This is a genomic window from Staphylococcus sp. EZ-P03, from assembly GCF_003344575.1.
GTDB lineage: Bacteria > Bacillota > Bacilli > Staphylococcales > Staphylococcaceae > Staphylococcus > Staphylococcus simulans_B.
Map to the genome: position 1 here is coordinate 46,149 of NZ_QPMO01000030.1, position 24,365 is coordinate 70,513.

The 24,365-nt window shown below is 38.3% G+C and carries 18 protein-coding genes; 15 read left to right on the forward strand and 3 right to left on the reverse strand.

Translation table 11 applies throughout. The features are described 5' to 3' along the window. The first annotated feature begins 298 nt into the window (after nucleotides 1-298). The 7 genes from DVJ99_RS11950 (at nucleotide 299) to DVJ99_RS11980 (ending at nucleotide 8,523) form a co-directional block, all read left to right on the forward strand. Nucleotides 299-1,504 carry a DegT/DnrJ/EryC1/StrS family aminotransferase gene (locus DVJ99_RS11950; RefSeq protein ID WP_105994099.1) on the forward strand — a complete coding sequence of 402 codons (1,206 nt, stop codon included), beginning with the start codon at nucleotides 299-301 and terminating at the stop codon, nucleotides 1,502-1,504. Next, on the forward strand, nucleotides 1,501-2,610 hold the full coding sequence (locus DVJ99_RS11955) for an ATP-grasp domain-containing protein (protein ID WP_114604402.1): 1,110 nt from the start codon (nucleotides 1,501-1,503) through the stop codon (nucleotides 2,608-2,610). Before DVJ99_RS11950 ends, DVJ99_RS11955 begins: the two co-directional genes overlap by 4 nt. After that, nucleotides 2,611-3,513: an NAD-dependent epimerase/dehydratase family protein gene (locus DVJ99_RS11960; protein ID WP_114604403.1), complete on the forward strand. Its 903-nt coding sequence runs from the start codon at nucleotides 2,611-2,613 to the stop codon at nucleotides 3,511-3,513. Further along, nucleotides 3,491-4,081 carry a sugar transferase gene (locus DVJ99_RS11965; RefSeq protein ID WP_114604404.1) on the forward strand — a complete coding sequence of 197 codons (591 nt, stop codon included), beginning with the start codon at nucleotides 3,491-3,493 and terminating at the stop codon, nucleotides 4,079-4,081. Before DVJ99_RS11960 ends, DVJ99_RS11965 begins: the two co-directional genes overlap by 23 nt. Nucleotides 4,082-4,097: 16 nt before the next feature. Then, nucleotides 4,098-5,354 (forward strand): glycosyltransferase, encoded by a 1,257-nt coding sequence (locus DVJ99_RS11970; RefSeq protein ID WP_114604405.1) that lies wholly within the window; start codon nucleotides 4,098-4,100, stop codon nucleotides 5,352-5,354. A gap of 173 nt (nucleotides 5,355-5,527) precedes the next feature. Further along, nucleotides 5,528-6,985 (forward strand): O-antigen polysaccharide polymerase Wzy family protein, encoded by a 1,458-nt coding sequence (locus tag DVJ99_RS11975; RefSeq protein ID WP_114604406.1) that lies wholly within the window; start codon nucleotides 5,528-5,530, stop codon nucleotides 6,983-6,985. 2 nt (nucleotides 6,986-6,987) lie between these two features. Continuing rightward, the gene (locus DVJ99_RS11980; protein WP_114604407.1) at nucleotides 6,988-8,523 is read left to right on the forward strand and encodes an oligosaccharide flippase family protein; all 1,536 of its coding nucleotides are present in this window, start codon (nucleotides 6,988-6,990) and stop codon (nucleotides 8,521-8,523) included. A 91-nt stretch (nucleotides 8,524-8,614) separates the two neighbouring features. Here the strand turns inward: DVJ99_RS11980 and DVJ99_RS11985 are convergent, their stop codons facing one another. Beyond that, nucleotides 8,615-9,337: a hypothetical protein gene (locus DVJ99_RS11985; RefSeq protein ID WP_114604408.1), complete on the reverse strand. Its 723-nt coding sequence runs from the start codon at nucleotides 9,335-9,337 to the stop codon at nucleotides 8,615-8,617. A 163-nt stretch (nucleotides 9,338-9,500) separates the two neighbouring features. Between DVJ99_RS11985 and DVJ99_RS13190 the strand changes: the two genes are divergently transcribed. After that, entirely contained in the window at nucleotides 9,501-11,069 is a 1,569-nt protein-coding gene (locus DVJ99_RS13190) for a DUF6056 family protein (protein WP_114604409.1), read from the forward strand. Between the two features lie 75 nt (nucleotides 11,070-11,144). Here the strand turns inward: DVJ99_RS13190 and DVJ99_RS11995 are convergent, their stop codons facing one another. Next, entirely contained in the window at nucleotides 11,145-11,714 is a 570-nt protein-coding gene (locus tag DVJ99_RS11995) for a TetR/AcrR family transcriptional regulator (protein WP_114604410.1), read from the reverse strand. A 152-nt stretch (nucleotides 11,715-11,866) separates the two neighbouring features. Between DVJ99_RS11995 and DVJ99_RS12000 the strand changes: the two genes are divergently transcribed. From DVJ99_RS12000 to DVJ99_RS12025, 6 genes are all read left to right on the forward strand, one after another. Continuing rightward, nucleotides 11,867-14,377: an MMPL family transporter gene (locus DVJ99_RS12000; RefSeq protein WP_114604411.1), complete on the forward strand. Its 2,511-nt coding sequence runs from the start codon at nucleotides 11,867-11,869 to the stop codon at nucleotides 14,375-14,377. Between the two features lie 152 nt (nucleotides 14,378-14,529). Next, on the forward strand, nucleotides 14,530-16,029 hold the full coding sequence (locus tag DVJ99_RS12005) for a glycosyltransferase (RefSeq protein WP_114604412.1): 1,500 nt from the start codon (nucleotides 14,530-14,532) through the stop codon (nucleotides 16,027-16,029). Nucleotides 16,030-16,118: 89 nt separating this feature from the next. After that, nucleotides 16,119-18,284 carry a bifunctional glycosyltransferase/CDP-glycerol:glycerophosphate glycerophosphotransferase gene (locus DVJ99_RS12010; RefSeq protein ID WP_114604413.1) on the forward strand — a complete coding sequence of 722 codons (2,166 nt, stop codon included), beginning with the start codon at nucleotides 16,119-16,121 and terminating at the stop codon, nucleotides 18,282-18,284. 85 nt (nucleotides 18,285-18,369) lie between these two features. Then, on the forward strand, nucleotides 18,370-18,942 hold the full coding sequence (locus DVJ99_RS12015; RefSeq protein WP_114604414.1) for a DUF488 domain-containing protein: 573 nt from the start codon (nucleotides 18,370-18,372) through the stop codon (nucleotides 18,940-18,942). A gap of 140 nt (nucleotides 18,943-19,082) precedes the next feature. Then, nucleotides 19,083-19,475, forward strand: coding sequence for a (deoxy)nucleoside triphosphate pyrophosphohydrolase (locus tag DVJ99_RS12020; protein ID WP_114604415.1), 393 nt, complete (start codon nucleotides 19,083-19,085; stop codon nucleotides 19,473-19,475). Between the two features lie 5 nt (nucleotides 19,476-19,480). After that, nucleotides 19,481-22,354 carry a DEAD/DEAH box helicase gene (locus DVJ99_RS12025; protein WP_162912209.1) on the forward strand — a complete coding sequence of 958 codons (2,874 nt, stop codon included), beginning with the start codon at nucleotides 19,481-19,483 and terminating at the stop codon, nucleotides 22,352-22,354. A 107-nt stretch (nucleotides 22,355-22,461) separates the two neighbouring features. On the opposite strand, the gene DVJ99_RS12030 is transcribed toward DVJ99_RS12025, so the two are convergent. Further along, the gene (locus DVJ99_RS12030) at nucleotides 22,462-23,352 is read right to left on the reverse strand and encodes a fructose bisphosphate aldolase (RefSeq protein ID WP_114604417.1); all 891 of its coding nucleotides are present in this window, start codon (nucleotides 23,350-23,352) and stop codon (nucleotides 22,462-22,464) included. A 228-nt stretch (nucleotides 23,353-23,580) separates the two neighbouring features. On the opposite strand from DVJ99_RS12030, the gene DVJ99_RS12035 reads away from it, so the two are divergent. Further along, nucleotides 23,581-24,282, forward strand: a complete 702-nt coding sequence (locus DVJ99_RS12035; RefSeq protein WP_162912210.1) for an MOSC domain-containing protein — start codon at nucleotides 23,581-23,583, stop codon at nucleotides 24,280-24,282. The last annotated feature ends 83 nt before the right edge of the window (nucleotides 24,283-24,365 follow it).

Sequence of the window (24,365 nt, forward strand, 5' to 3'; positions counted from 1 at the left end):
TAATGTCATGTAATTCTAAATTTAGGATTGTTAAATAATAATTTTGATTACGAATATTGATTGAATACTTTTTAGTTGGTGGATTATACTGTTACTAAATTGGAACATAATATCTAATCAGAATATTTGCGGAGTTATTACGAAAATGAGTACAAATCTTAATAAAAGAGACAGATTTGAAAACAGTCGCTGATATATGTACATAGATATGAAGCACCTCATTGGCAAATGTTCGGAGTATTATTTCTTCTTATTGTTTGCAAGAGATAATAGTTAGAGGATAAAGGAGAAGATAGATATGCAAATACCATTTAGCCCGCCACAAATTTCTGAAGAGGCAATTGAAAGTGTCGTTGAAACATTAAGAAGCGGATGGATCACAACGGGTCCTAAGACACAAGCATTTGAAGAGGCTTTGACTGACTACATGGGAACATCAGGTACAGTCGCAATGAATTCTGCGACAGCAGCTTTAGAAGTCACGTTACGTTTGTTAGGCATCGGAGCGGGTGATGAGGTGATTACATCAGCGTATACGTATACAGCTTCAGCATCTATCATTGCGCATGTTGGTGCGAAGATTGTATTAGTCGATACGCAAGAAGACTCATTAGAAATGGACTATGAGCAGTTAGCATCTAAAATCACTTCGCGTACAAAAGCCATTATTCCTGTAGATATTGCAGGACAATTGTGCGATTATGATAAAATTTTTGAAATTGTACAACGCAAACAAGACTTGTTCAGCACTGAAAATCCTGTACATGCTTTATTAAACCGCATTGCGATTATTGATGACGGTGCACATTCATTCGGCGCGAGAAAAGGCACAAGATGCAGCGGCAGTTTTGCGGACTTCACTACGTTTTCATTCCATGCGGTGAAGAACCTGACAACAGCTGAAGGCGGTGCCGTGACTTGGACGAGAGATTATGAAGCAGATGGCTACAATCTGCCTAAATTGTTCAAAACATCTATTCTGCACGGTCAAAGCAAAGATGCGTTATCTAAAATGCAAAAAGGCAACTGGGAATATGATATTACTGAACTTGGCTATAAATTCAATATGACAGATATTAATGCGGCAATCGGATTGGACCAGTTGAGCAAATACGAGGATAATTTATCCCGCCGTAAAGAAATCGTACGTTTGTATGAAGCGCATTTGAATCCTGAATTTATTCAGACATTAAAGCATTTTGATAATGATAAAGAGTCCAGCTGCCACCTTTATATCACTTGGATTAAAGGCGCAACTGAAGCACAGCGCAATGATATTATTCAGCGTTTGGCAGAACAAGGTATCGCAACGAATGTACACTACAAACCTTTACCGATGTTTTCAGCGTATCAAGCCTATGGCTTCAATATTGAAGACTATCCGAATGCTTATGCGCACTATGTTAACGAATTGACGCTGCCATTATATCCGCAGCTGACAGATGAACAAGTAGAATTTATCGTTCAGCAAGTCAATGAAGCAGTCGGCGGGGTATTAGTATGAAGAAGGTCTTAATTTTAGGTGTGGCACCTGTACAAGCAGAAGCGATTGAAAAGCTGAATGACTTAGGTTATGAAACACATGCGATTGCGATGAAGAAAGATGGCCCAGGTGCAGATCAAGCAGATTACTTCAGCGAAATTAATATCATTGATCAGCCAGCAGTCAAAGCGTATATCACTGAACATGGTATCGATGCAGTATATTCTGTCGGTTCTGATTTAGCAATGCCTGTCGCTAATCAATTATCTGAAGCATTGGATTTACCGCATTTTGTAAGCTATGAAACAGCTTATGCTTGTAACCATAAAGATGAAATGCGTGCGCAGACAAAGGGAATCAAAGGGTCTGTACCTTTTGAAATTACTACAGATACAAAACATCAAACACAAATAGACTATCCCGTGTTCGTCAAACCGACAGATGGTCAAGGCCAACGCGGTATTACTCTTGTTGAACAGCCATCAGATTTACTGGATGCGATTCAATTTGCGGTGGAGCATTCAAGAGAAGGTGCGGCAATTATCGAACGTTATATTGATGGGTATGAAATTTCCGTCAATGGTTATGTTGTTAATGGAAAGCTGGAATTTACATTAGTATCTATGCGCGAAACTTGGCCGCAGCATCCAGGATTGATTCATAAGCATATTATTGATCCGGATTATGATTATCCGCTGGATTCTATTCAACAAGCTATCCAAGCGCATCTTGAAACTTTGAAAATAGATAATGGACCCGTCTATGCGCAAGTGAAAGTCATGGATGATGAAGCATTCATTATTGAAATCACACCGCGCTTTGATGGTTGCCATATGCATAAATTAATTCAATACTATAATCAAGACGAATTGCTGGAAAAGACATTCAAACATTTGCTGGATGGAGAGACACCAAAATTTACAACGCCGGATACGGTACAGCCGATTGTGCTGGAATTCATGTGCGAAACGCCGAATCAAGCGATTGATTACGACCAATTCACCACACCGGATGGGACATTAGAAAGTTATCGCTATTATCATCAAGGCGACCACATCCGACCGGTCAATGGCGTTTATGACAAGGTAGGTTTTTATATCTATCCTCTTAAAAAGGAGGACAATTAAATGGCATTCAGAATTACAGGCGGGACAGGTTTATTAGGCAGATACTTCACAACATTGCTTGAAGAAAAAGGCGAAGACTATACAGTATTGTCTCGCCAAGGCAATGATGATGCACAGCGTATTCAAACAGACTATTCAAAAGGTTCGCTTGAAATGGTCTTTCAAGAAGGCGATGTCATTGTACATTTAGCCGGAAACAGAGGACCGACCGCTGAAATCAGCACGTATACATCTGAACTTCAAATGGCACAGAATATTTTTGAAGCCGCAATAGCTAAAAAATGCCGGCACGTTATTGTCGCATCTTCGATTTCAGTGTACGCAGATGAAACAACACTGCCGTGGAAAGAGTCAGATGCGAAACAAGATGTGCCTAAATCATTGTATGGTTTAAACAAGGGGTATGTTGAGGCACTTGCGGCGTACTATAGAGAACGTAAGCAGCTCAATACGACTTGTCTGCGTTTCTCGCATTTATTCGGTGCGAATGAAAAGAATAATTATATGATTAATTATTTTATGCGCTTGGCTTGTTTAGACAAACCATTGACAGTGATGGGAGAAAGTACAGTGCCGCGTGGATTCTTATATGCAAAAGATGCTGCACAAGCCATTTGGCAGACTGCAGTACAACCGCCGTCATCCTTAGTCCTTAATGTCAAAGGCAGCGAAGCTTTAACCAACTTAGAAGCAGCCCAGCAGATTAATGAAGCCTTTCATAATCCAGCCGGCATAGAACGTAAAGATGAAGATGTGCCTGATTTCTTTACACCGTCTTATATGGATGGGACAAAAGCACAAGCTGAAATCAGCTTTGTGCCGCAATATAGTTTCTTACAGGCGCAGCAAGAAATTTATCAAGAAATGGAGCGACTAAGCGATGAGTTACCAGAAAAATATTAAAAGAATCCTGGATGTAGCTTTGTTTATTGCGTTATTGCCGATTCTGATTGTTGTCGCATTGCCTGTCAGTCTTGCGATTAAGAAAGAAGATAAAGGCAGTATTTTATATAACGGGCAACGTCTGGGGGTAGGGATGCTGCCGTTTAAGATGCATAAATTCAGAACGATGAAAGAAAACGCTGAAGATATCAGAAACGCAGACGGCAGTACGTTCAACAGCGACCAAGATCCGCGTGTCACAAAGATTGGACAATTCTTGCGCAAATCAAGTATTGATGAATTACCGCAATTATTGAATGTGTTAAAAGGCGACATGAGCTTTGTCGGCCCGCGTCCAAGTCCGTTAGGCAATGAACACCGCTACCCGGATTACTATAAGACAAAGTTTCATGTGAAACCCGGTATTACTGGCTTAACACAAGCGTTACTGCGCAATAGTGCATCAATGGAAGAACGCATGCGTTTAGATGCTTTTTATGCCGCGAATATCAGCTTTACAATGGATGCGTTTGTGATTTACAAGACGATTTCAACTGTGCTGCTTCAAAAGAATATTAATCAGAAGTAAGAAAGGAATAGAACCCATGCGAAAAGAATTGATTCTGTTAACCAATTACTTCCCGTATTATAAAGGCGAGGAGTATTTAGAAGAAGAAATAGATTATCTTGCTGAAGCATTTGATCATATTATTATTATTCCCACAATGGTCAGCCCTAAGATGAAGTTAACACGCGAGGTGCCGGATGAGGCAACGGTATTAGACTTGCCTTTCCCGCAAGGTTTAAAAGATAAAGCGGTCAATTTTTTCAAAACAGCACCGAATATTCTGCTGAAACATCATCGTGTGTTAGGCATCGGTGAAAATGCTGGGTCTTTAAATCCCTATAAGTGGACGTACAATCTTTATTTCGAAGCGAGAACAGATGCTATCTATCAAGATTTAGTACGTTCGCATCTGCTGCCTGAAAATAACGGCACTACGCAGTTGTATATTTATAGTTACTGGTTTTACATTACAGCCAATTTAGGTGCGAAGCTGAAACATGATTATTACGGCGATGCATCGATTCCGTTTGTTTCCAGAGGCCACGGCTATGATGTTAATGATTATATTAAACCTTTCAGCTTCTTGCCGATGCGCCAAAGCATGCTGGCACGTGTCGATGCACTCTTTCCTGTTTCAGATACGAGCACACGCTACTTGAGAGAAAAGTTTCCGAAGTATGCGGATAAAATCGAAACAAGACGGTTAGGAGTCGGAGAAGGGGATTTCCAAGTCTCAGAACGCAAGCCTAACTTGTTTGTCAGCTGTTCCACAATCCGCAAACTGAAACGCTTAGATGTCATTATTGATGCACTCGCACAATTAAGCGAAAATGGTTACGACTTTAAGTGGGTACATATCGGAGACGGCCCTGATGCAGATAAGATTGCGGAACTGGCAAAGGAAAAATTAAAGCCTGAACAATATGAATTAATCGGGCGTTTGCCTAACACTGAAGTCAGAAAATGGTATCATGACCAAAACCCGACACTGTTCTTAAACACGTCTGAATCTGAAGGTGTGCCGGTGTCTGTGATGGAAGCGATGGCGAATGCGATTCCTGTCGTTGCGTCAGATGTAGGCGGTACATCAGAAATTGTAAAACCTGAACAAAATGGTTTGTTGATCAGCGACGCTTTAAATCCAGATGATGCGGCTGAAGCAATTGAATATTTCATCAACCTTTCAGATGAAGCATATTACAATTATGCACAAGGTGCGTATCAATCATGGCAGACACTCAGTGATTCTGAAACATTATATACAGCGTTTGCACATGCATTGGCACAAAGGTAACGCGAAAGTACGGCGATACAGTACTTGGAGAGGCAGGTTGGGATAATTGGTGGAAAGAAGTCTATGCATTTTTGTGAGATGTATCAGAACTACACCTATGACACAACGAGAGGCAAGACTTTAATGAGGTAATCAATCACAAATAAGTAATGAATGAGTGAGTAGGTGGAAGTTTGGCCAGATTATTAAGATGGAGCATACTGGGCATTGCGGTAATTATGCTCGCCTTGGGCATTATTTTCTCGAATATTACGCTGTTATTCAGTGCGCTCTTATTATTTTTTCTGAACAATATCATATATGGATTGGAATCCTTCAACCAGCGGGTCATCTTCTTTATGTTTAATGTGACCTTCTTTGTCTTCTTAATGGGAAGAATGGTCGTAAGCAAACTCTTCCATTATCATGAGAAAGACTTTAAGTTGCTGGGAACATATTTTACAGATCAATCCATTATCTTCAATATTTTAATCATGTTGAGTTTAAGTCTGTTTTGTCTCTTCTTAGGCTATGCACTGTTAGATCGCGAAGTACATCGCGGATTCGATCAGTTCCAACCGATAGAGACAAAGTACAAACAAAATATCAGAACCATCAGCTTGTTTGTGTTTGCGGTTGCGATTGTCTTCAAATTGGTTTATTTAGCTGAAGCTATTCAAGCATCGCAAGCACAAGGGTACTATGCATTCTTTTCTAACTTTAAGTCTAATTTGCCAGGCGCATTTGTATTAATCAGCAGAATGTTCCCGGTCGCATTCTTTATCTATCTTGCGACTTTACCGGCAAAGAAGAAAGCATGGCTTGCGATTGCGGCCTTTTTGCTTGTAGATGGTTTATCCGTTATGACAGGTTCAAGATCTGACTTTATGCTGGATGTGCTGATACTCTTTATCTATTTCTGTTACCGCAACCGTTTAGCTAAAGATACACAGACGGACAAATGGTTCGGCAAGAAGACGATTATTACTGGCGTCGTATTGGCACCGATTTTGCTTGCGGTTATGAACTTTGTCGGAAACAATCGCGGCGGTACTAAAACAGAAGGCGGTTTCTTTGATGCATTGCTGTCATTCTTCTTCTCACAAGGTATCAGTGTGAATGTTATCGGTTATACGATTGAAAAAGCTAAAGAAATTCCAGATAAGATTTATTCCATCGGTCCTTTGACAGAATATGCGGTGTTTAATATTTGGGGCAATTTGACGGGCGGCCAAGGCGGTTGGTCAGGCCAATCTGTTGAACGTGCTTTAGACGGCTACCAATATTCTCATACTATTTCCTATGTCATTATGAAGGATTTGTATTTAAAGGGTGTAGGCTATGGTTCAAGTTTCGTTGCGGAAACGTATCATGATTTCGGTTATGTCGGCATGATGTTTGCGAGTTTGATAATCGGGATTCTCATCGCTTTATTTACACGCATGCTTACTGCTAAACATATTATGTTTATTGCGGCAGCACTGATCATGGCGCGTATGATGTTATTCATTCCGCGTGCGAGTACTATCGCATTTATTATTGATACTTTTTCACCCGCGAACATTTTCACAGTGATTGTCATCTTTGGTTTAGAACGTGTCTTGCGTCCGTATCTCAATCGACGCCGCAATCACCGTAAACAGGAGTTATGAGTATGAATCAAAGAAGAGCTGGAGCGGTTTTATCCTACATATCTATATTCGGAAATATTTTAGTCGCAGTACTGTATACACCTTTCTTTATCAGAACACTCGGTACTTCGGAATATGGATTGTATAACTTAGTATTATCTTTCTTAGTCTATTTGAATATTATGGACTTGGCTTTTGGTAATACCATTGCGAAATTCCTATCGCAAAATCGAGTGAAAGGCTCGAAAGCACAAGAAGCACGTATTCTTGGTAATATCTTGAATATCTATTTCTTGTGTTCATTAATAGTCGGATTAATGGGTATCGTGCTGTACTTTAATGCAGAGGCAGTCTTCGGCAATGCTTTAGCACCTAAGCAGCTCTCTGAATTAAAACTGATGTTAATCTTTATTATCATCAATATTATGATTTCATTTTATCCGGGTATCTTTAACGGTATCTTGCAAGCATATGAATACTTCGTAATCGCAAAGAGTATGCTGCTGATTCGTGTCGTGACACCATCGATTTTAGCGACACCTTTCTTATTGATGGGCTATGGTGCCGTTACGATTATTTTAATCACTTTAATCGTGAACTTTGCATGTATCTTCTTAGGTATGATTTTATGCAAACGCAAAGTCGCTATCCGCTTTGATTGGAAAGGCGCACTCTCTATCTCGCACTTAAGCCAGCAGAAACAATTGAATCTGTATTTAGGTTTAGTATTGTTTTCAATTGCTATCGAGCAATTAACACTGAATTCAGGACAAATGATTTTAGGTGCGATTAATGGTACTGTCGCAGTTGCAATATATGTAATTGCCGTACAGTTTGTTAAGATCTTCCAACAGTTCGCAACTTCTATCAATAACGTCACGTTTCCAGGATTTTCAATGCTGGTCGTAGAAGGTGCAGATAATGATCGCTTATTGAAACAAATGGTCAGAATCAGCCGGATTCAGTTAATCGTTCTATCCTTTATTTTATCTGGATTTGTGATTTTCGGTGAGAATTTCATTGTCATTTGGGCAGGACCTGATTTTCGTCCGGCCTATATTATGACAGTACTCTTAATGTTTACGATTACGTTCCAACTTTCGCAACTGCCGGCTGTCAGTATTATTCAAGCACATAACCGCCAAACATTTCGATTCATTGCACTTGCGGTCACACTTGTTTTAGCGATGGGTGCCGCCGCATTATTAGCACCGAAATACAGCGGTTACGGTGTATCGATTTCGATTGCTGGTTTCAGTTTTATCGGTTATACGCTGATTATGAACTGGTATTATCACTATAAAATCGGTTTGAATATGTATCGCTTCTGGTTTGAGATGGGTAAAATATGGCTGCCGATGTTAATTGTGACAGCGGTATATTATTTCATTTATCAATGGATAGCGGAAGCTTTAGGCAAAGGCTTAGTAATTTTAGGTATCAATATCATTATATATTCTATGCTGTATTCAGCAGTCTTATGGCTGGTGATTATGAATCAAAGCGAGCAGCAGATCGCAAAGAATATCTTGAAGCGTTTTAAACGCAAACAAGCATAATTTATTAATTTCATAGCTGTTATGACAAATGAAAAAGGTCGTTGTAAGTAAAGTACTGCAACGACCTTTTGCGACCTGGAAAACCGATTCATCAGAACATGCTTTTCAGAACTTGTATGAAGTGAAGTGCATAACAGATATACCAGATACCTGAGATGCATAAGGCAAATGCGATGGCGGCTAAACCGTTTTGAATCCATTTGCTTGGAATTAAAGTGAAACAGCGGGTACGGCCGTTCCAATTAATGTTGAAGCGGTTGAAGTACACAATGAACAAGAAAGGCATTGTGACATACAGTGCTCTAAACATAGGACTCAGCAACAAGCCTTTCAAAGCATCTTTTTGCTGGCCTGTTATCAAGTTATGCAGCTGATGCAAGAAGGCATCCGGATTTGTTTGACCGAAACTTTCCAGCCACCAATCCACAAAGAAAATCGCAAAGCATCCGATAAAAGCAGAAAGTACAATCACCAGACGGATGACAAAATCAGCCCATGGACGTTTGACAGCGGATGCTTTCAAAACGAGACGCTGTGTCAAAAGGAGCTGAATCAGACAAAGCAGGCATCCGATGGCACAGGCTGCTGCGCTATATTCTAACGCAAAGAAACTATGATAGAGTTTCGGCAATAAGGCATTAGGTTTATGTAATAACAGTATCAGTGTCCCTAATAACACTGTGTTGATCAGCACAGTATAAAATAAAAAGGCAGTTATCCATTTCACAATACGCGTTTCGCGCCGGATGAAGTATAAATCCAAAATAGTAAAGATAAGGCCGATGAAGAGATATAAACTGATTTGTATAATCATGATGTGTTGGCTCCTTATAGGTTGAAAATGATGTTTTTTAGTTGACTCTATTGATAATAAATAATTTTACTATTAAAAACAAAAATTGTCAGTAAGGAAGTGTTCCCAGTATGAATTTCACTTCAGTATTTGATTTTATTAAAACAACAAGGAGCATGGCATCATGAATTTTTTAAAACAGCAAAAACAATATGTCATCATTATTTTAATTGCAGCTTTTTATTTTGTATTTGCGTCAGTGATTCCATTAGCACAAGACGATTGGGAATGGTATGTGACGGGATTTGATCAATGGTTCAATCGTCATTTTGAAGATTTGAACGGCCGCTATATCGGTAATATATTAGAAATTATAGTCGTCAGAAATTTATTGCTGCGGATGGTTGTGTATACAGTCGTCTCAATGCTGGTATTATGGATGATTTTGCGGCTGATACATAAAGAGAACAGCCGTGCTTTTTTAGTCATGACCTTTACAGCGTTATTATTGATGCCGAATCCGATTTTCAAACAAACATACGCTTGGTTTGCCGGATTCAATAACTATGTGACCAGTGCATTATCTGCTTTAGTAATTTTAGGCATGGTGATTCAAATTGTGACCTATCGCGGCCAGCAGCCTAAGCATTATCAACAGACTGAACTTATTTTGTTTTATCTCGCTTGTCTTGCAGGGCAGTTATTAATGGAATCAGTGACACTTTATAATATGGCGATTATCGGTGTGGGATTAATTGTATATTGGATGATGTATCGTAAAATCAATACCAAGTTATTAATAGGATTAGGCTTTGCTTGTATTGGATCAGTCATCATGTTCAGTAATCCGAATTATTTAAACATGTTAAGCGGCAATACGTCTTATCAAAAAGTAGGGGCTGCGACGTCGCTGTCTGATAAAGTGATAGAAACGATGCTGAGAACGATTCCGTATCATGGCTATTTCACGAGTGCAGTCTTCTTAACGGTACTAGCTTTGGTATTGCTTTATGTCCTTTACCATAGTCCGAAGTTTATGAATTTGGCAGCACGCTATAAAATCATACTGACACTTGGAATTGTATGTTTTACGGTTTATAAATACATTGTTTATGACGGCTTTAAACTGGCTGACATGGTACATGTGCCATGGATTGCTTTGTTGAACAGCAGTGTATGTTTGATTTACTTTTGTGCAATGGCAATCGGTGTTTATTTTGTCGGTTTGCCGAGACCGGCATTATTGACGGTGTATTTTTGTTTCGCCTCGATTGTTATAGTGGAACTGCCGTTATTTGTCGTTTCTCCGGTCGGACCAAGAAGCTTTTATTTTGTCTATTTATTATGGCTGATTGTCTTACTGACATTGTTGAAACAAATACATCTGCCGATGCGAAGAACCACTGTGATTTTCGGCAGTATCGCATTGGTTTCGAGTCTCTTATTCTTAAGCGTCTTTTCATTTATGACCTATACGAATCATCAACGTATTGAAAAGCTGAAAGATGAAGCGGCACATGCACAAAAAGGACAAGTCATTACTGTCGAAAACTTGCCCTTTGAAGCATATACGCAGCATACTTCGCCATGGTCTGAAGAAACACAGCGTGTCTTTAAACAATATTGGCACATTCCAAATACGGTTCAATTGAAGTTTGTAACTTACGGTGAAACGTACAAACAAGAGAAAGAAGAAAAGATAAAGAAAGCAAAAGAACAAAAGAAAGCCGAACAAGAAAAGAAGGCAGAATAAAAAAAGAAAATGAAATAAAGAGAAAAATCAGAACGCATGATGATGAACAATGTCATAATGTGCGTTCTGATTTTTTTATTGTTTTAACTTGATATTGACGAGTTGGTTAAAGATTTTATCGAGTTTTTCTGGATACTCCATAAAAAATAAGCTGCAGTTTTCATCGAAATCGCTTTGATAATTCCATTCTCCGATAGCTGTAATCACTGAATCGAAGACGCGTGCGACAAGTTCAATCGGGACTTCATTCGGAATATCGATTTTATCTTCGTTATCGATAATATCTTGGCGCAATTTTTGAATAAATAAAGATGTGACCGTTTCAAAGAATTCTTTGTCATGACGCTGTTTGATGTCGATTTTGTCTACAGGGTGGCTCATGAAAATATTGAGTGATTGGAAAGGCTGTCTGATACGTTCTCTGATGTCTGTTTCAAAGTAGTCTTGTGTAATATCATTCACCAAATAGGTTAATAGGTCGTATTTATCATAAAAGTGCTTATAGAAAGTAGTGCGGTGAACCAGTGCTGTTTGGCAAATCATATTTACAGTGATATTTGAAAACATCTTCTCTTCAAGCAATTGAAAGAGTGATTGGGATAATGCACGTTTGGTTTTTATAACACGCAAATCATTTTGATTCATAAATAATCTACATCTCCTTTATCTTGTCGTCTAAGTATATAGAACAGCTGAATTATAGCTAGAAATTTACAGCTCAGCCTGTACAATATGAATTATAAATAAACTACTGTGTAGATTAAACTATACTGTATATTTGAGAAGGAGGCAATGAATTGGCAAATTTTCTTTATAAACTCGGGTCATTTATCGCAAAACATAAGTGGTGGGCCATAGTCGCATGGATTGTAGTCTTGTTGGCTGTTATCGTACCGATGACATTCAACGCGCCGAAATTTGATAACGATATCAAAATGACCGGGCTGAAATCGATAGATACGAATAAAAAAATTGAGAAGCATTTCGATATAGATAGTGAAAAAGCAACCATACGTGTTGTCATGAAATCTCATACTAAAGACGGCATCGTTAAAGAAGGTGTCATGAAAGATGTGAAACAAACACTAGATGACATCAAGAAAGATGACAAACATGTTGAAAAAGTTGCAGATCCTTATAAGAACAAACAAATCAGCAAAGATAAAACGACCTTGTTTACAGATATCCAATATGATTTAAGCATGACATCCATTCAAGATAAAAACATAGATAAAGTCAAAGATCACTTAGATGATTTAAAAGATAAACATAATATACAAACGGAATTGACAGGCAATGGTATGAGCGGCAATGTCGAAGTCGGCGGTATGTCAGAAGTAATCGGTATTGTTGTGGCATTTATTGTGCTTCTGATTACATTCGGTTCCTTTGTCGCAGCAGGTCTGCCGATTATTTCTGCGGTCCTTGGTTTAGTCACAAGTGTCGGTATTATCGGCTTTATGACGCATTTTACAGATGTGCCGAATGTCACATTGACATTGGCGGTAATGATAGGACTAGCAGTCGGTATCGACTATGCACTCTTCATTCTCTTCCGCTACAGACAAATTATTAAAAATGAATCCAGTGTTCCTAAAGCGGTAGGATTAGCACTAGGGACAGCCGGCGGAGCTGTTATTTTCGCAGGACTGACTGTCATTATCGCAGTCTGCGGTCTTGGTTTAGTCGGTATCAAGTTCTTAGGTATTATGGGTTATATGTCTGCGATCAGTGTACTCTTTGCGGTCTTAAGTGCATTGACACTGGTACCTGCATTGATCAGTTTATTCCATAAATACATTCGTCCTAAGATCGAAGGACAAGGCCGTAAATCAGCCGATACAGGATGGTCTAAATTTATAGTCAAAAGTCCATTAGCTGCAGTGCTGATCGGTTTGATTATTTTAGTTACAGTTTCTGTACCTGTATCGCATATGCGCTTAGGAATTCCTGATGACGGAGTTAAACCTGAAAGCACGACACAAAAGAAAGCTTACGACATTATGAGTGATAAATTCGGAGAAGGCTTTAATGGTCAAATTCCGATGATTATCAATGTGAAAGATAAAAAAGATGATCCGCAAGCTATGCAGAAGGATTTAAAACAGCTTATGGGCGATATCAATGATATGGACAATGTGGAATTAGTTTCACCGCCGCAAATGAGCAAGCATAATGACTATGCTTTAATTACAATTATTCCAAAAAATGGTCCGCAAGCAAAAAGTACAGATGACTTAGTAAAAGATTTAAGAGATTATAATGATGATGCGAAAGATAAATATGGTTTCTTAACTGAAATCTCAGGTACCAATGTAATCAACATTGATATGTCTAAGAAACTTAATGACGCAATTCCAGTCTTTGCGGGCATTATTGTCTTATTAGCATTTGTATTATTAATGCTCGTCTTTCGTTCGATTATCATTCCGCTTAAAGCGGTACTCGGTTTCATCTTATCCTTAACTGCCACACTCGGCTTTACGACATTAGTGATGCAAGACGGCTTTATGAAAGAACTATTCGGTATTCATGAAACAGCACCGGTATTGGCCTTCTTGCCAGTCATTGTCATCGGTATATTATTCGGACTTGCGATGGACTATGAAGTGTTCTTAATGTCTCGAGTACATGAAGAATACAGCAGAACCCGCGATAATGTGCATGCGATCAAAGTCGGATTGAAAGAAAGCGGTCCGGTTATTATTGCTGCAGCCTTGATTATGTTCAGTGTCTTCTTAGCCTTTGTGACACAAGAAGATGTGATGATTAAAACAATGGGTATTGCTTTAGCCTTCGGGGTACTGTTTGATGCCTTTGTGGTAAGATTGATGATTATTCCGGCATTGACATTACTCTTCGGCAAAGCTTCATGGTATCTGCCGGCATGGCTGAACCGTATCTTGCCGAAATTCGATATTGAAGGACATGCTTTATCATCTATGATGACACATGAAACATATATGCCAGAACAGTCATCGCAAGCGCAGCATAATTCTGCAGTAATGTCTCAAGCATCCTCTCAAACACACGAACTTTACAATGCATTGCGTCAGCAATCCAACTCAGATGATGTGTTATATGCGGCGTTATTAATGTATGCGAAAACGCATCATAAAGACATTTATCATAGATTTGCGAGCGAGTCTGACACAGTACATCCTAAACCGACAGCAGCACCGAGCATGAACAAGGATTCACAAGAGCAGCAAGCACTATATGACTTGCTTCAAAGTCAGAACCGAAATATCAGCGAGATGAACGCAATCATTAAACAATTCATGGACAAAGATAATCACAAGCATTAGAACAAGAAGAATGCCTTGTATAAATCAAACCATTTTATTAAAAGCTGGCCTTTGCAGGCCGGCTTTTTTGTGTTCGTTTCAAAACTTAATAGCATCATGATATAATTCTCCTTAAAATATCATTGGGTAATCAAGAAAGAGAGAAGGATACTATGCTATATACAATCACTTCAACATTGCCGCCGGATCATGGAGGCAGGACGAAAGCATTGTTAAAAAGAATTAAGTTTCTCTATGAAGAATTAGGGATTCAACAAACGATCTTAACGACGAATTACAACATAGAATATCCGCAAGTATTATCAGAATTCAGAGCACAGGGGGCTTTGAATTCAGCAACCGAAGTTATTAATATTTATGACTGGCTGTCTGGATTTAATTTGTTTAATATTCCAAAAACACGCTTTAAACGTGAATTTAAATATGCTGAACAGCCTGTTCGTTTATCTGGATATACCTCTAAGACGAATAAAACAGGCGACGTTGTGCGTTATTATGATGCAAAGGCAGAAACATATTTAATGTATCGCAAGTATTTCCAAGACTCAGATGTAGTGAAGTTTGAAGATATGATGTCGCCAGATACGAAACATAAGCTGATACGCTATGAATATAACCCGTACGGTTATTTGCATAAAGAAAGCCGTTATGCAGCCGCAAGCAATATAAAAGTTTCAGAAACACTGTATGATTTGGACGGCAATGCTTATTGCCAAAAATTCTTTGAAACCAGCAAGCCGCATCAAGCACATACGATTTTGCTGCTGCATCAAGGACGTATTACGCATAGTTTCAAATCAGATAAAGCACTCTTTGCTTATTTCTATAATGCCTTGTTCAAAGATGGGGACATTGTCTTTAATGATGCGCGTTTGCTTGATCGTCCGCTGCTTGATACACAACATGATATTAAACGTTTAATGGTCTTTCACAGTACGCATTTAACAGAAGAAGGGAACATAAAGGGATCGTTCAAAACAGCACTTCTGAATCCTCAGCACGTCGCTTATTATTTAGTGCTGACAGAGCAGCAGAAAGCAGATATTCTTGCTGAAACTGATGTGCCGAAAAATCAGATTGCAGTTATGCCGCACTTTATCGAAGCGAGTGAACTGAAGGAAGTTGAAAGGAAAGATCAGTTTGTTTATTTAGGGCGTTTCTCTAAAGAAAAACAAATCGACCATATTGTTAAAGCATTTAAAACCTTTAAAGATAACGGTTATTCAACAAAATTAAAGCTTTATGGTGCAGTGCCAGGAGCAGAACGTGATAGAATTGAACAATGCATTAAAGACAATCAGCTGGAAACAGAGGTTGAAATCAAAAGTTTCACGTCTGACCCGAACCAAGTCTTTCGAGAATCGCTGGCATCCTTCTTAACAAGTACGTATGAAGGTTTCGGTTTAGCGATGATGGAAAGCATTAATGAAGGGTGTCCAGTGATTGCTTATGATGTCCGTTATGGTCCGAATGAAGTGATTATCGACGGCGAGAACGGGTATTTAATAGAGCCCAATAATATAAAACAATTAGCACAAGCAATGATGCAGGCAGCAGATCAGCCGCTCAAAGCTGTGCACACGCGGGAAAAGTTGACACCAGAAGCCGCAAAAAATAATTTTGAAGCATTGTTCCAAGCTCTGGTAAAATAGAAAACGTGTGAAAAAAATATGCATCACAAAACGTTATGCGTAGAAATGTGACAGAACACATAGATAAAAAGTAAGGAGTTCCTAATACCATGAATGAGTTAACGGTAATTATCACATACTACAACAAAGAAGAGTATATTCAAGCTTGTATCGACAGCTTGAAACACCAACGCAATCAAGATTTTGATATTATTATTGTCAATGATGGTTCCAAAGATGGTTCTAAAGCTATTTTAGACGAAGCATTGAAAGACTATGACAAGAACGTTCAAGTTATTGATTTTGACAACAACCAAGGACATGCCCATGCACGTAATGTCGCAATGGAACATGTACAAACACCCTATTTTATGTTCTTAGATGCGGATGATGAATTAGCATCTTATGCGATTCAATATTATCTTAAGCACGTGAACGGCTTAGATGCACTGATTGCGCCGATTAATAACTTTACATTGAATCAGCCGCAATATATTGATCAGAATAAAATCAGATTAGAATATATGAACACGAAAACAAACCCGAATTCATTCTTAAGAAAGAACACTGCATGTAATATTTTATTCAAAACATCGATTGTACGTGCACATCACATTGAATTCGATGAAAGTTTGAAGACATATATTGATAATTCATTTGTTGTGAATTACATCAATTATGCAGAGCGCTTTGTGCGTATTTTAGGTTTCCCATTCTACTTCAGAGGGGAAGTTTATGATCCGTTTGAAACTGAACAGCTGACGCAGCAAAGTTTTGATCAGTTATTCGAAGATTATGCGGATGCTTATCTTCAAACAATAAGCAAAACCAAAAATAAAAAAGTACGCCAATTTATGACTAAGAAATTATCTTCTCGAATCCGCAAAGGTTTCGACCCTGCGAACAGAGAGAATATAAAGCATTACAAAGCGCATCAAGATACATTGATTCGTCTTGCGAAAAAATCAAAATGGTCATTGTTAAATGAAGGCGGCACATTATTTAAAATAGAAATGCTTGCTTTGATGCTTAATCAGCCTGACTTTGCTTATTCATTGAATAAATATCGCGGTATGCTGCGCCATGTGAAAAATATTGTACTGAGAAATAAAAGCAAAAACCGCTCGATGTATCAGTTAACAGACCAGCAAGAAAATGTGTCTGATCAAACCATTGTATTTGAAACATTCGGCGGTAAGAATTACAGCGATAGTCCAAAATATATTTATGAATATATGCAGAAGTATTATCCGTACTATAACTATGTATGGGTATTGAAAAATCCAGATAAAACTTATGTGCCTGGTAATGCACAAAAAGTTAAAAAGGGTTCAAAAGCATACTATGAAGCGTATTCTAAAGCACGTTACTGGGTCGCAAATGCCAGAACACCATTGTATTTGAATAAAAAAGCAAACCAAACTTATATTCAAACATGGCACGGAACACCTTTAAAACGTTTGGCAAATGATATGAAAGTCGTACGTATGCCGGGTACAACAACACCTGCTTATAAACGTAATTTCAGAGAAGAAACAGAACGTTGGGATTATTTAGTTTCACCGAACCGTTATTCTACTGAAATCTTTGAATCAGCATTCTGGATGGATAGAGAGCGTATTCTTGAAATCGGTTATCCGCGTAACGATGTCCTCGTGAATCGTCATGATGATAAAGCATATATCGAAGAAATTCGCGAGAAACTTAATATTCCTAAAGGTAAAAAGGTCATTACGTATGCACCGACATGGCGCGATGATGAATTTATCAAAAAAGGCAAGTATACGTTCCAGCTTAAAATCGATTTAGAGAACCTTTATGAACAGCTTGGCGACGACTATGTCATCTTATTACGTATGCATTATCTGATTGCGAATGCCTTAGACTTAACAGGTTATGAAGACTTTGCGATAGATGTTTCTAACTATGATGATGTTTCAGAAGTCTTCTTGATTTCAGATGCCTTGATTACGGATTATTCATCTGTGATGTTCGATTACGGTATCTTAAAACGTCCGCAATTCTTCTTTGCCTATGATATTGAAAAATATGATAAAGGCTTGCGCGGTTTCTATATGGATTATAAAAACGACTTGCCGGGTCCTATCTGTACAGATCCGCATGCCTTAGCAGAAAGTTTGAAAGACTTGCCGAAAGTTGAAGCACAATATCAAGATAAAATCGATGCATTCTATAATCGTTTCTGCAGTATTGAAAACGGTCAAGCATCAAAATATATCGGCGAAATGATTCATGAAGGAATTGAAAAAGAATAGTCATCAGCATAAAACTGTCCTTTTGGGGCAGTTTTTTTGCGTTGATAGACCTATTTGGGGCTATAGTAAGTATGAGGTGAAAGTTATGAGCCGCACAAAAACAAAAGTTATCTATACAATCGGGCATTCTAATCATGATGAGGCTGCCTTTTTAGAGATGCTGCAAGCGTATGATATTAAGGTCTTAGCGGATATACGTGCATTTACAAAGAGCCGCAAACATCCGCAATTTAAAGATGACAATATGAAAGCATGGCTGAGCAAAGCAGGCATCGCTTATCAGCAATTCCCGTTATTAGGCGGACGCAGACAGCCGAGTGAAACAGTAGGCCGCAGTTTAAACAGCGGATGGCAGAATGAATCCTTTCATAATTATGCCGATTATACGTTAACAGATGATTTTAAATCCGGTATTCAAGCATTAGAGAAAACTGCACAAAGCAAACCTGTTGCATATATGTGCTCAGAACATCATCCTGCACGCTGTCATCGTCTCATCGTCAGCAACTATTTAGCTGCGCATGGCTGGGATGTGTATCATATTATGCAGAATAACAAGGGAGAAATCATTGCAACACCACACAAGCTGGGACAATGGGGCGCAATGCCGATTATTGAAGATGACGGTGAAGTAGTCTATCCGAAGGAAACAGATTAAAGCACTCGTGTTTAGACAGGTCATGCCTGTCTATTTTTTATGAAAAAATTAAAAAATTGCTGCAATTGTGTGGCAATCTTTTATAAAAAATGAGATCCTGCATATAAGTAATGAAATATTTTTGTGAGCGGAGGATACATATGAAAAAGTTAATCAGAGTTGTAGGTGCAGTGATAGAACACCAAGGTAAAATTTTATGTGCACAACGCAGTGAACAAATGAGTTTGCCGTTATTATGGGAATTTCCAGGCGGTAAAATTGAACAAGGCGAAACAGATATTGAAGCGTTAAAACGTGAAATTCAAGAAGAAATGAAATGTGATTTAGAAGTAGGAGAAAAGGTAACTACTACCACACATGAATATGATTTTGCGATTATCGAATTAACAACGTATCGTTGTACTTTGCAGAAAACAATGCCGACATTAACTGAACATAGCCAAATTCAATGGTTGGCACCTGCGGATTTACATCAATTAGAATGGGCGCCAGCAGATATTCCTGCAGTCGACTTGCTTGTTGAACAAGGGTAATGCTTATGGAACATTTAATTGATGATTTGACCCAATCGCTTCATAAAGGGTTTATTGATCGTTCTCTTGTACATCAAGGACATCATGTACCGAAACTGGTACTTAATAATCGAGAAGAGAATGTCCTGGCAACACTGATTGATGAGTTGGAAAAATGTCAGTCGTTTATGATTTCAGTCGCCTTTATTACACCAAGCGGTCTGCAAAGTCTGAAGTCGCATTTGTTTGATATGGCACAACGCGGAGTTAAAGGTAAGATATTAACGTCCAATTATTTAGGTTTCAACACTCCAAAAGTGTATGAAGAATTGATGAAACTCGATAATGTCGAAGTACGTGTGACAGATGTCTCAGGTTTTCATGCGAAAGGTTATATTTTTGATCATGAGGCTTATTCTACGTTAGTCGTAGGAAGTTCGAATCTAACTTCTAATGCTTTGAAGGTCAATTATGAACATAATATTTTATTATCTTCTCATCAAAACGGTGACTTAGTCCATAAAGTAAAAGACCAATTCAATGACTTGTGGGAAGAGAGTACACCTTTAACAGAAACTTGGATTGAAGCATATCGAGAAGTCTATCAGCCGCAAATGACGCAACGTTTATTTGAAGAAAGTCAGAAACAAACGCTGTTAGAAAATAGAATACATGAAGCGATTAAAATCGAACCGAATCTGATGCAGGTAGAAGCATTGAAAGGGTTAGATGCAATGCGTGCACAAGGAGAAGATAAGGCACTGATTATATCTGCGACTGGAACAGGTAAGACGATTATGTCTGCGTTAGATGTCCGTGCATTTAAGCCTAAGCGTTTTTTATTTGTTGTGCATAGTGAAACCATCTTAAATGATGCATTGGCAGCGTATCGCAAAGTGTTGGCAGATGAAAATGAAGCAGACTTTGCGAAACTGACAGGGACTGAGAAGCATTTGGATGCGAAGTATTTATTCGCGACAGTTCAAACGATGTCCAAACCTGACATCTATCAACAGTTTGACCCAACTACCTTTGATTATATTGTCTTTGATGAAGCACACCGTTCAGCAGCTGCTACGTATCAACGAATTTTCCATTATTTCACACCGAAGTTTATGTTAGGTATGACAGCGACACCTGAACGAAGCGATGATTTAAGTGTCTTTGCGCAATTTAATCATAATGTAGCGTATGAAATCAGGCTTCAAAAAGCACTAGAAAGTGAAATTTTATGTCCATTCCATTATTTTGGTGTTTCAGATTATATTCAAGAAGGCCAAGTTGTGAGTGATAATACGAAAGATTTGAAGCTGTTAGCATCTGAAGACCGTGTGAAATACATTTTAGAGAAAACACATTATTATGGATATTCTGGTGATGAATTAAAAGGCTTAATCTTTGTCAGCCGCAAAAAAGAAGCGAAAGCTTTAGCACAAAAATTAAATGACAAAGGCATACCGACAGAAGCTTTAACTGGTTCAGATTCGCAAAAACATCGCAATGCAGTGATTCAGCAATTAAGAGATGGAAGCTTGAATTACATTATTACCGTAGATTTGTTTAACGAAGGGATCGATATTCCCGAAATCAACCAAGTTGTGATGTTACGGAGTACACAATCAAGTATCATCTTTGTACAACAATTAGGACGTGGTCTTCGTAAGAGTGCGAATAAAGATTTTGTGACAGTCATTGATTTCATTGGAAACTATAAGAATAATTATATGATTCCGATAGCACTGTCAGGGGATTATACTCATAATAAAGATAAATATCGCAAGTTTATTTCAGACTATGCACCGTTAAAAGGTGTTTCAACAATTAATTTTGAAGAAGTTGCTCAAAAGAGAATTTTTGATTCGATTCAAAGTGCGACTTTAAATGATAAACGTATTATTTTTAAAGCATTTAAAGAAGTGAAAGCACGTATCGGTCGAACACCTGAATTAATGGATTTCATTCATCAGCACTCGATTGCTCCGCAAGTGATTTTATCTAAGTATAAAAATTATGAAGAATTTCTAATAGAAAAAACAGATATTACTGAACGTATCTCTGAAAATGCCTTTAAGAATCTAACGTTCATCTCTCGAGAACTCGCAAAAGGTTTAAAGCATACAGATCATACGACACTAGAACTGTTAATGAAACAAGATGAAAGCTTTGAGCAATTAGTAGATAAGCTGCGACAAAGCGATAGTGAGGTTGAACCAGCGGATGTACGTACCAGTCTAAAAATACTTGACGAAACGTATTTCAGTGAAAATATTGATGAGAGATATGGTACTCCCTTGGTAGAATGGGATAAAGACACCAATCGAATTAAACTCACTGAGCAGTTTAAAGCAAACTTATGTAATGAAGCCTTTCGACGTCATGTGGAAGATTTAATTGCCTTAGCAAAATATAATCATGAACATGTTTATCGCAATCAAAATAAGCTGCTTCTATATGAACGTTATTCCAGACAAGATTTTGTAAAAATTATGAATTGGGATAATGATGAATCCGGAGTGATTAACGGTTATAAACAAAAACATCAGACATTGCCGATTTTTATCACGTATCATAAACGAGAAGATATCAGTGACAATACAGCGTATGAAGACCAATTTATCAATCAAAATGAATTAAAGTGGTTCACACGTGCTCCGAGAACGTTGGACTCTGATGAAGTAAAAAAAGTGATGCAGCATCAAGAACGCAATACTCCAATGTATCTGTTTATAAAGAAAGAAGATGGTGAAGGAACAGACTTCTATTATTTAGGTAAAGCTCGCTTTATGCCGGGTACTGAAGCACAAACGAAGATGCCGGATGGCAAAGATGTAGTCACAATGCATCTTGCTTTAGATACGCCAGTTCGAGATGACATTTACCGTTATTTAGTTGAAAAATAAATGAACAAAGCCCGAGAGTATGAAATAAGCTTTATTTTGTATCTCGGGCTTTTTGACATGAAAAAAGCGAACCTCATAAGAGATTCGCTTAAACAGTCTAACTGTTATTATGCTTTGTTTACAGATGCATCAAAGATTGAATCGATCGCATCTTGTAATTTATTGTTGAATTCTTCGTCTGATTGTTTAACGTTCAAGTCAGTCACTAACGCACGAGAGAAGCTTGCGATTAATCCGTCATTTTGTTTCAAGATTTTGTTTGCTTCTTCACGGCTGTAACCGCCAGATAATGCTACGACACGAACAACTTGAGGGTGGTCGATAAGTGCTTTGTAAGTGTTCGCTTTTGTTGGAATAGTTAATTTCAACATTACGAATTCGTCTTTGCTTAAGTTATCTAATTCAGCTTTGATAGCTTCAGCTAAGTTTGCTTCGATAGCTTCTTTGTCTTTTGAATGAATGTTGACTTCTGGTTCGATGATAGGTACTAAACCAGCCGCAATGATTTCTTTTGCAACTTCGAATTGTTGTTTAACAACTTTTTCGATACCTTCTTTGTTGTTTTCTAAAATGTTAGAACGCATTTTAGTACCGAAGATATGACGTTCGTTAGCACGTTTCAATAATTTGTCTAAGTCAGGAATAGGTTTCATGACTTGAACGCCTTCGCTTTCTTCAGCTAAACCTTTGTCGACTTTCAAGAATGGAACAATGCCTTTGCTTGCTAAGAAATCGCCTGTGTATTGTCCTTCGATTTCACGATCCATTGTTTGTTCGAATAAGATAGCTCCTAAGATTTTGTCTCCGTTGAAAGCAGGTGAAGTGATGATGCGTGTACGCATTTCGTGTACAAGGTCAAACATTTCATCGTCGTTTGAGTATTCATTTTCTTCAACGCCATAAGCTTTAAGCGCTTTAGGAGTACTTCCACCGCTTTGGTCTAATGCTGCGATAAATCCTTTACCATTTTTAATTTTGTCAAATTGTTCTTGGTTCATTTATTGACACTCCTCTTTTTCGCATTATGCTATATCTCTTTCATCTATAGTATGGTAAAAAATAGCCGATTTCGCAAATGCTTCAACTCACATTTGAAAAATAAATCACAAAGATACAAATTATCCTAAAATTTATAACAAAGAAGGACATAATGCGTCTTAGTTATATTCAATCAGAGTGAAATTAAGTTACAATGAGGACAAGGGAAAGTAGAAAGGGTGAAGCAGATGCGTACAATTGAAACTTTGTTTGCAGGCGGTGTTGAAACAGTAGGCCATGCGGATGCTGTGAACAAATTAGAACAACAATGGATGACTGCTGCATTTAAAAAGCCGATGAAAAATCCGGTATTTTTGACTCATACTGGATTAGAAGGCGATGATGTCGGAGATAAGAAACATCATGGAGGGCCTGAAAAAGCCTTGTTTGCCTATAGTGTAATACATTATGAGAAATGGAGAGAAGAATATCCTGATACAACATTCGACGCAGGAACGAATGGAGAAAATGTATCGGTGTCTGATATGGACGAAACTTCAGTTTGTATCGGAGATATTTATCGTGTCGGAGAAGCACTCGTACAAGTGTCGCAGCCGCGCAGACCTTGCTGGAAACCGGGACGCCGCGTCGGCTGGATAGAGTTCGGCAGACGTATTCAAGAGACAGGACGTACAGGCTGGTATTTTCGTGTCTTAGAAGAAGGACGTATTCAACAAGGCGATACATTTGAATTAGTAGAACGGCCTTGTCCAAAATGGTCGATTGCTGAAATGAATGATGTCTTATATCATCATACTGACAATGTACCTTTAATGCGTCGTTTAATGGAATGCGAATACACACCAGAATCATGGCAGCACGAATTAAAGCAGCTGATTGAAGGTCAAACTGTGGACCATACACCGAGATTATATGGACCTAACATTTAATTGATAGACAATAAAAGACACATGCGCCAAAAAATGGTCGCATGTGTCTTTCTTTTGCAGGTTAAAACCTGTCCGTATCACCG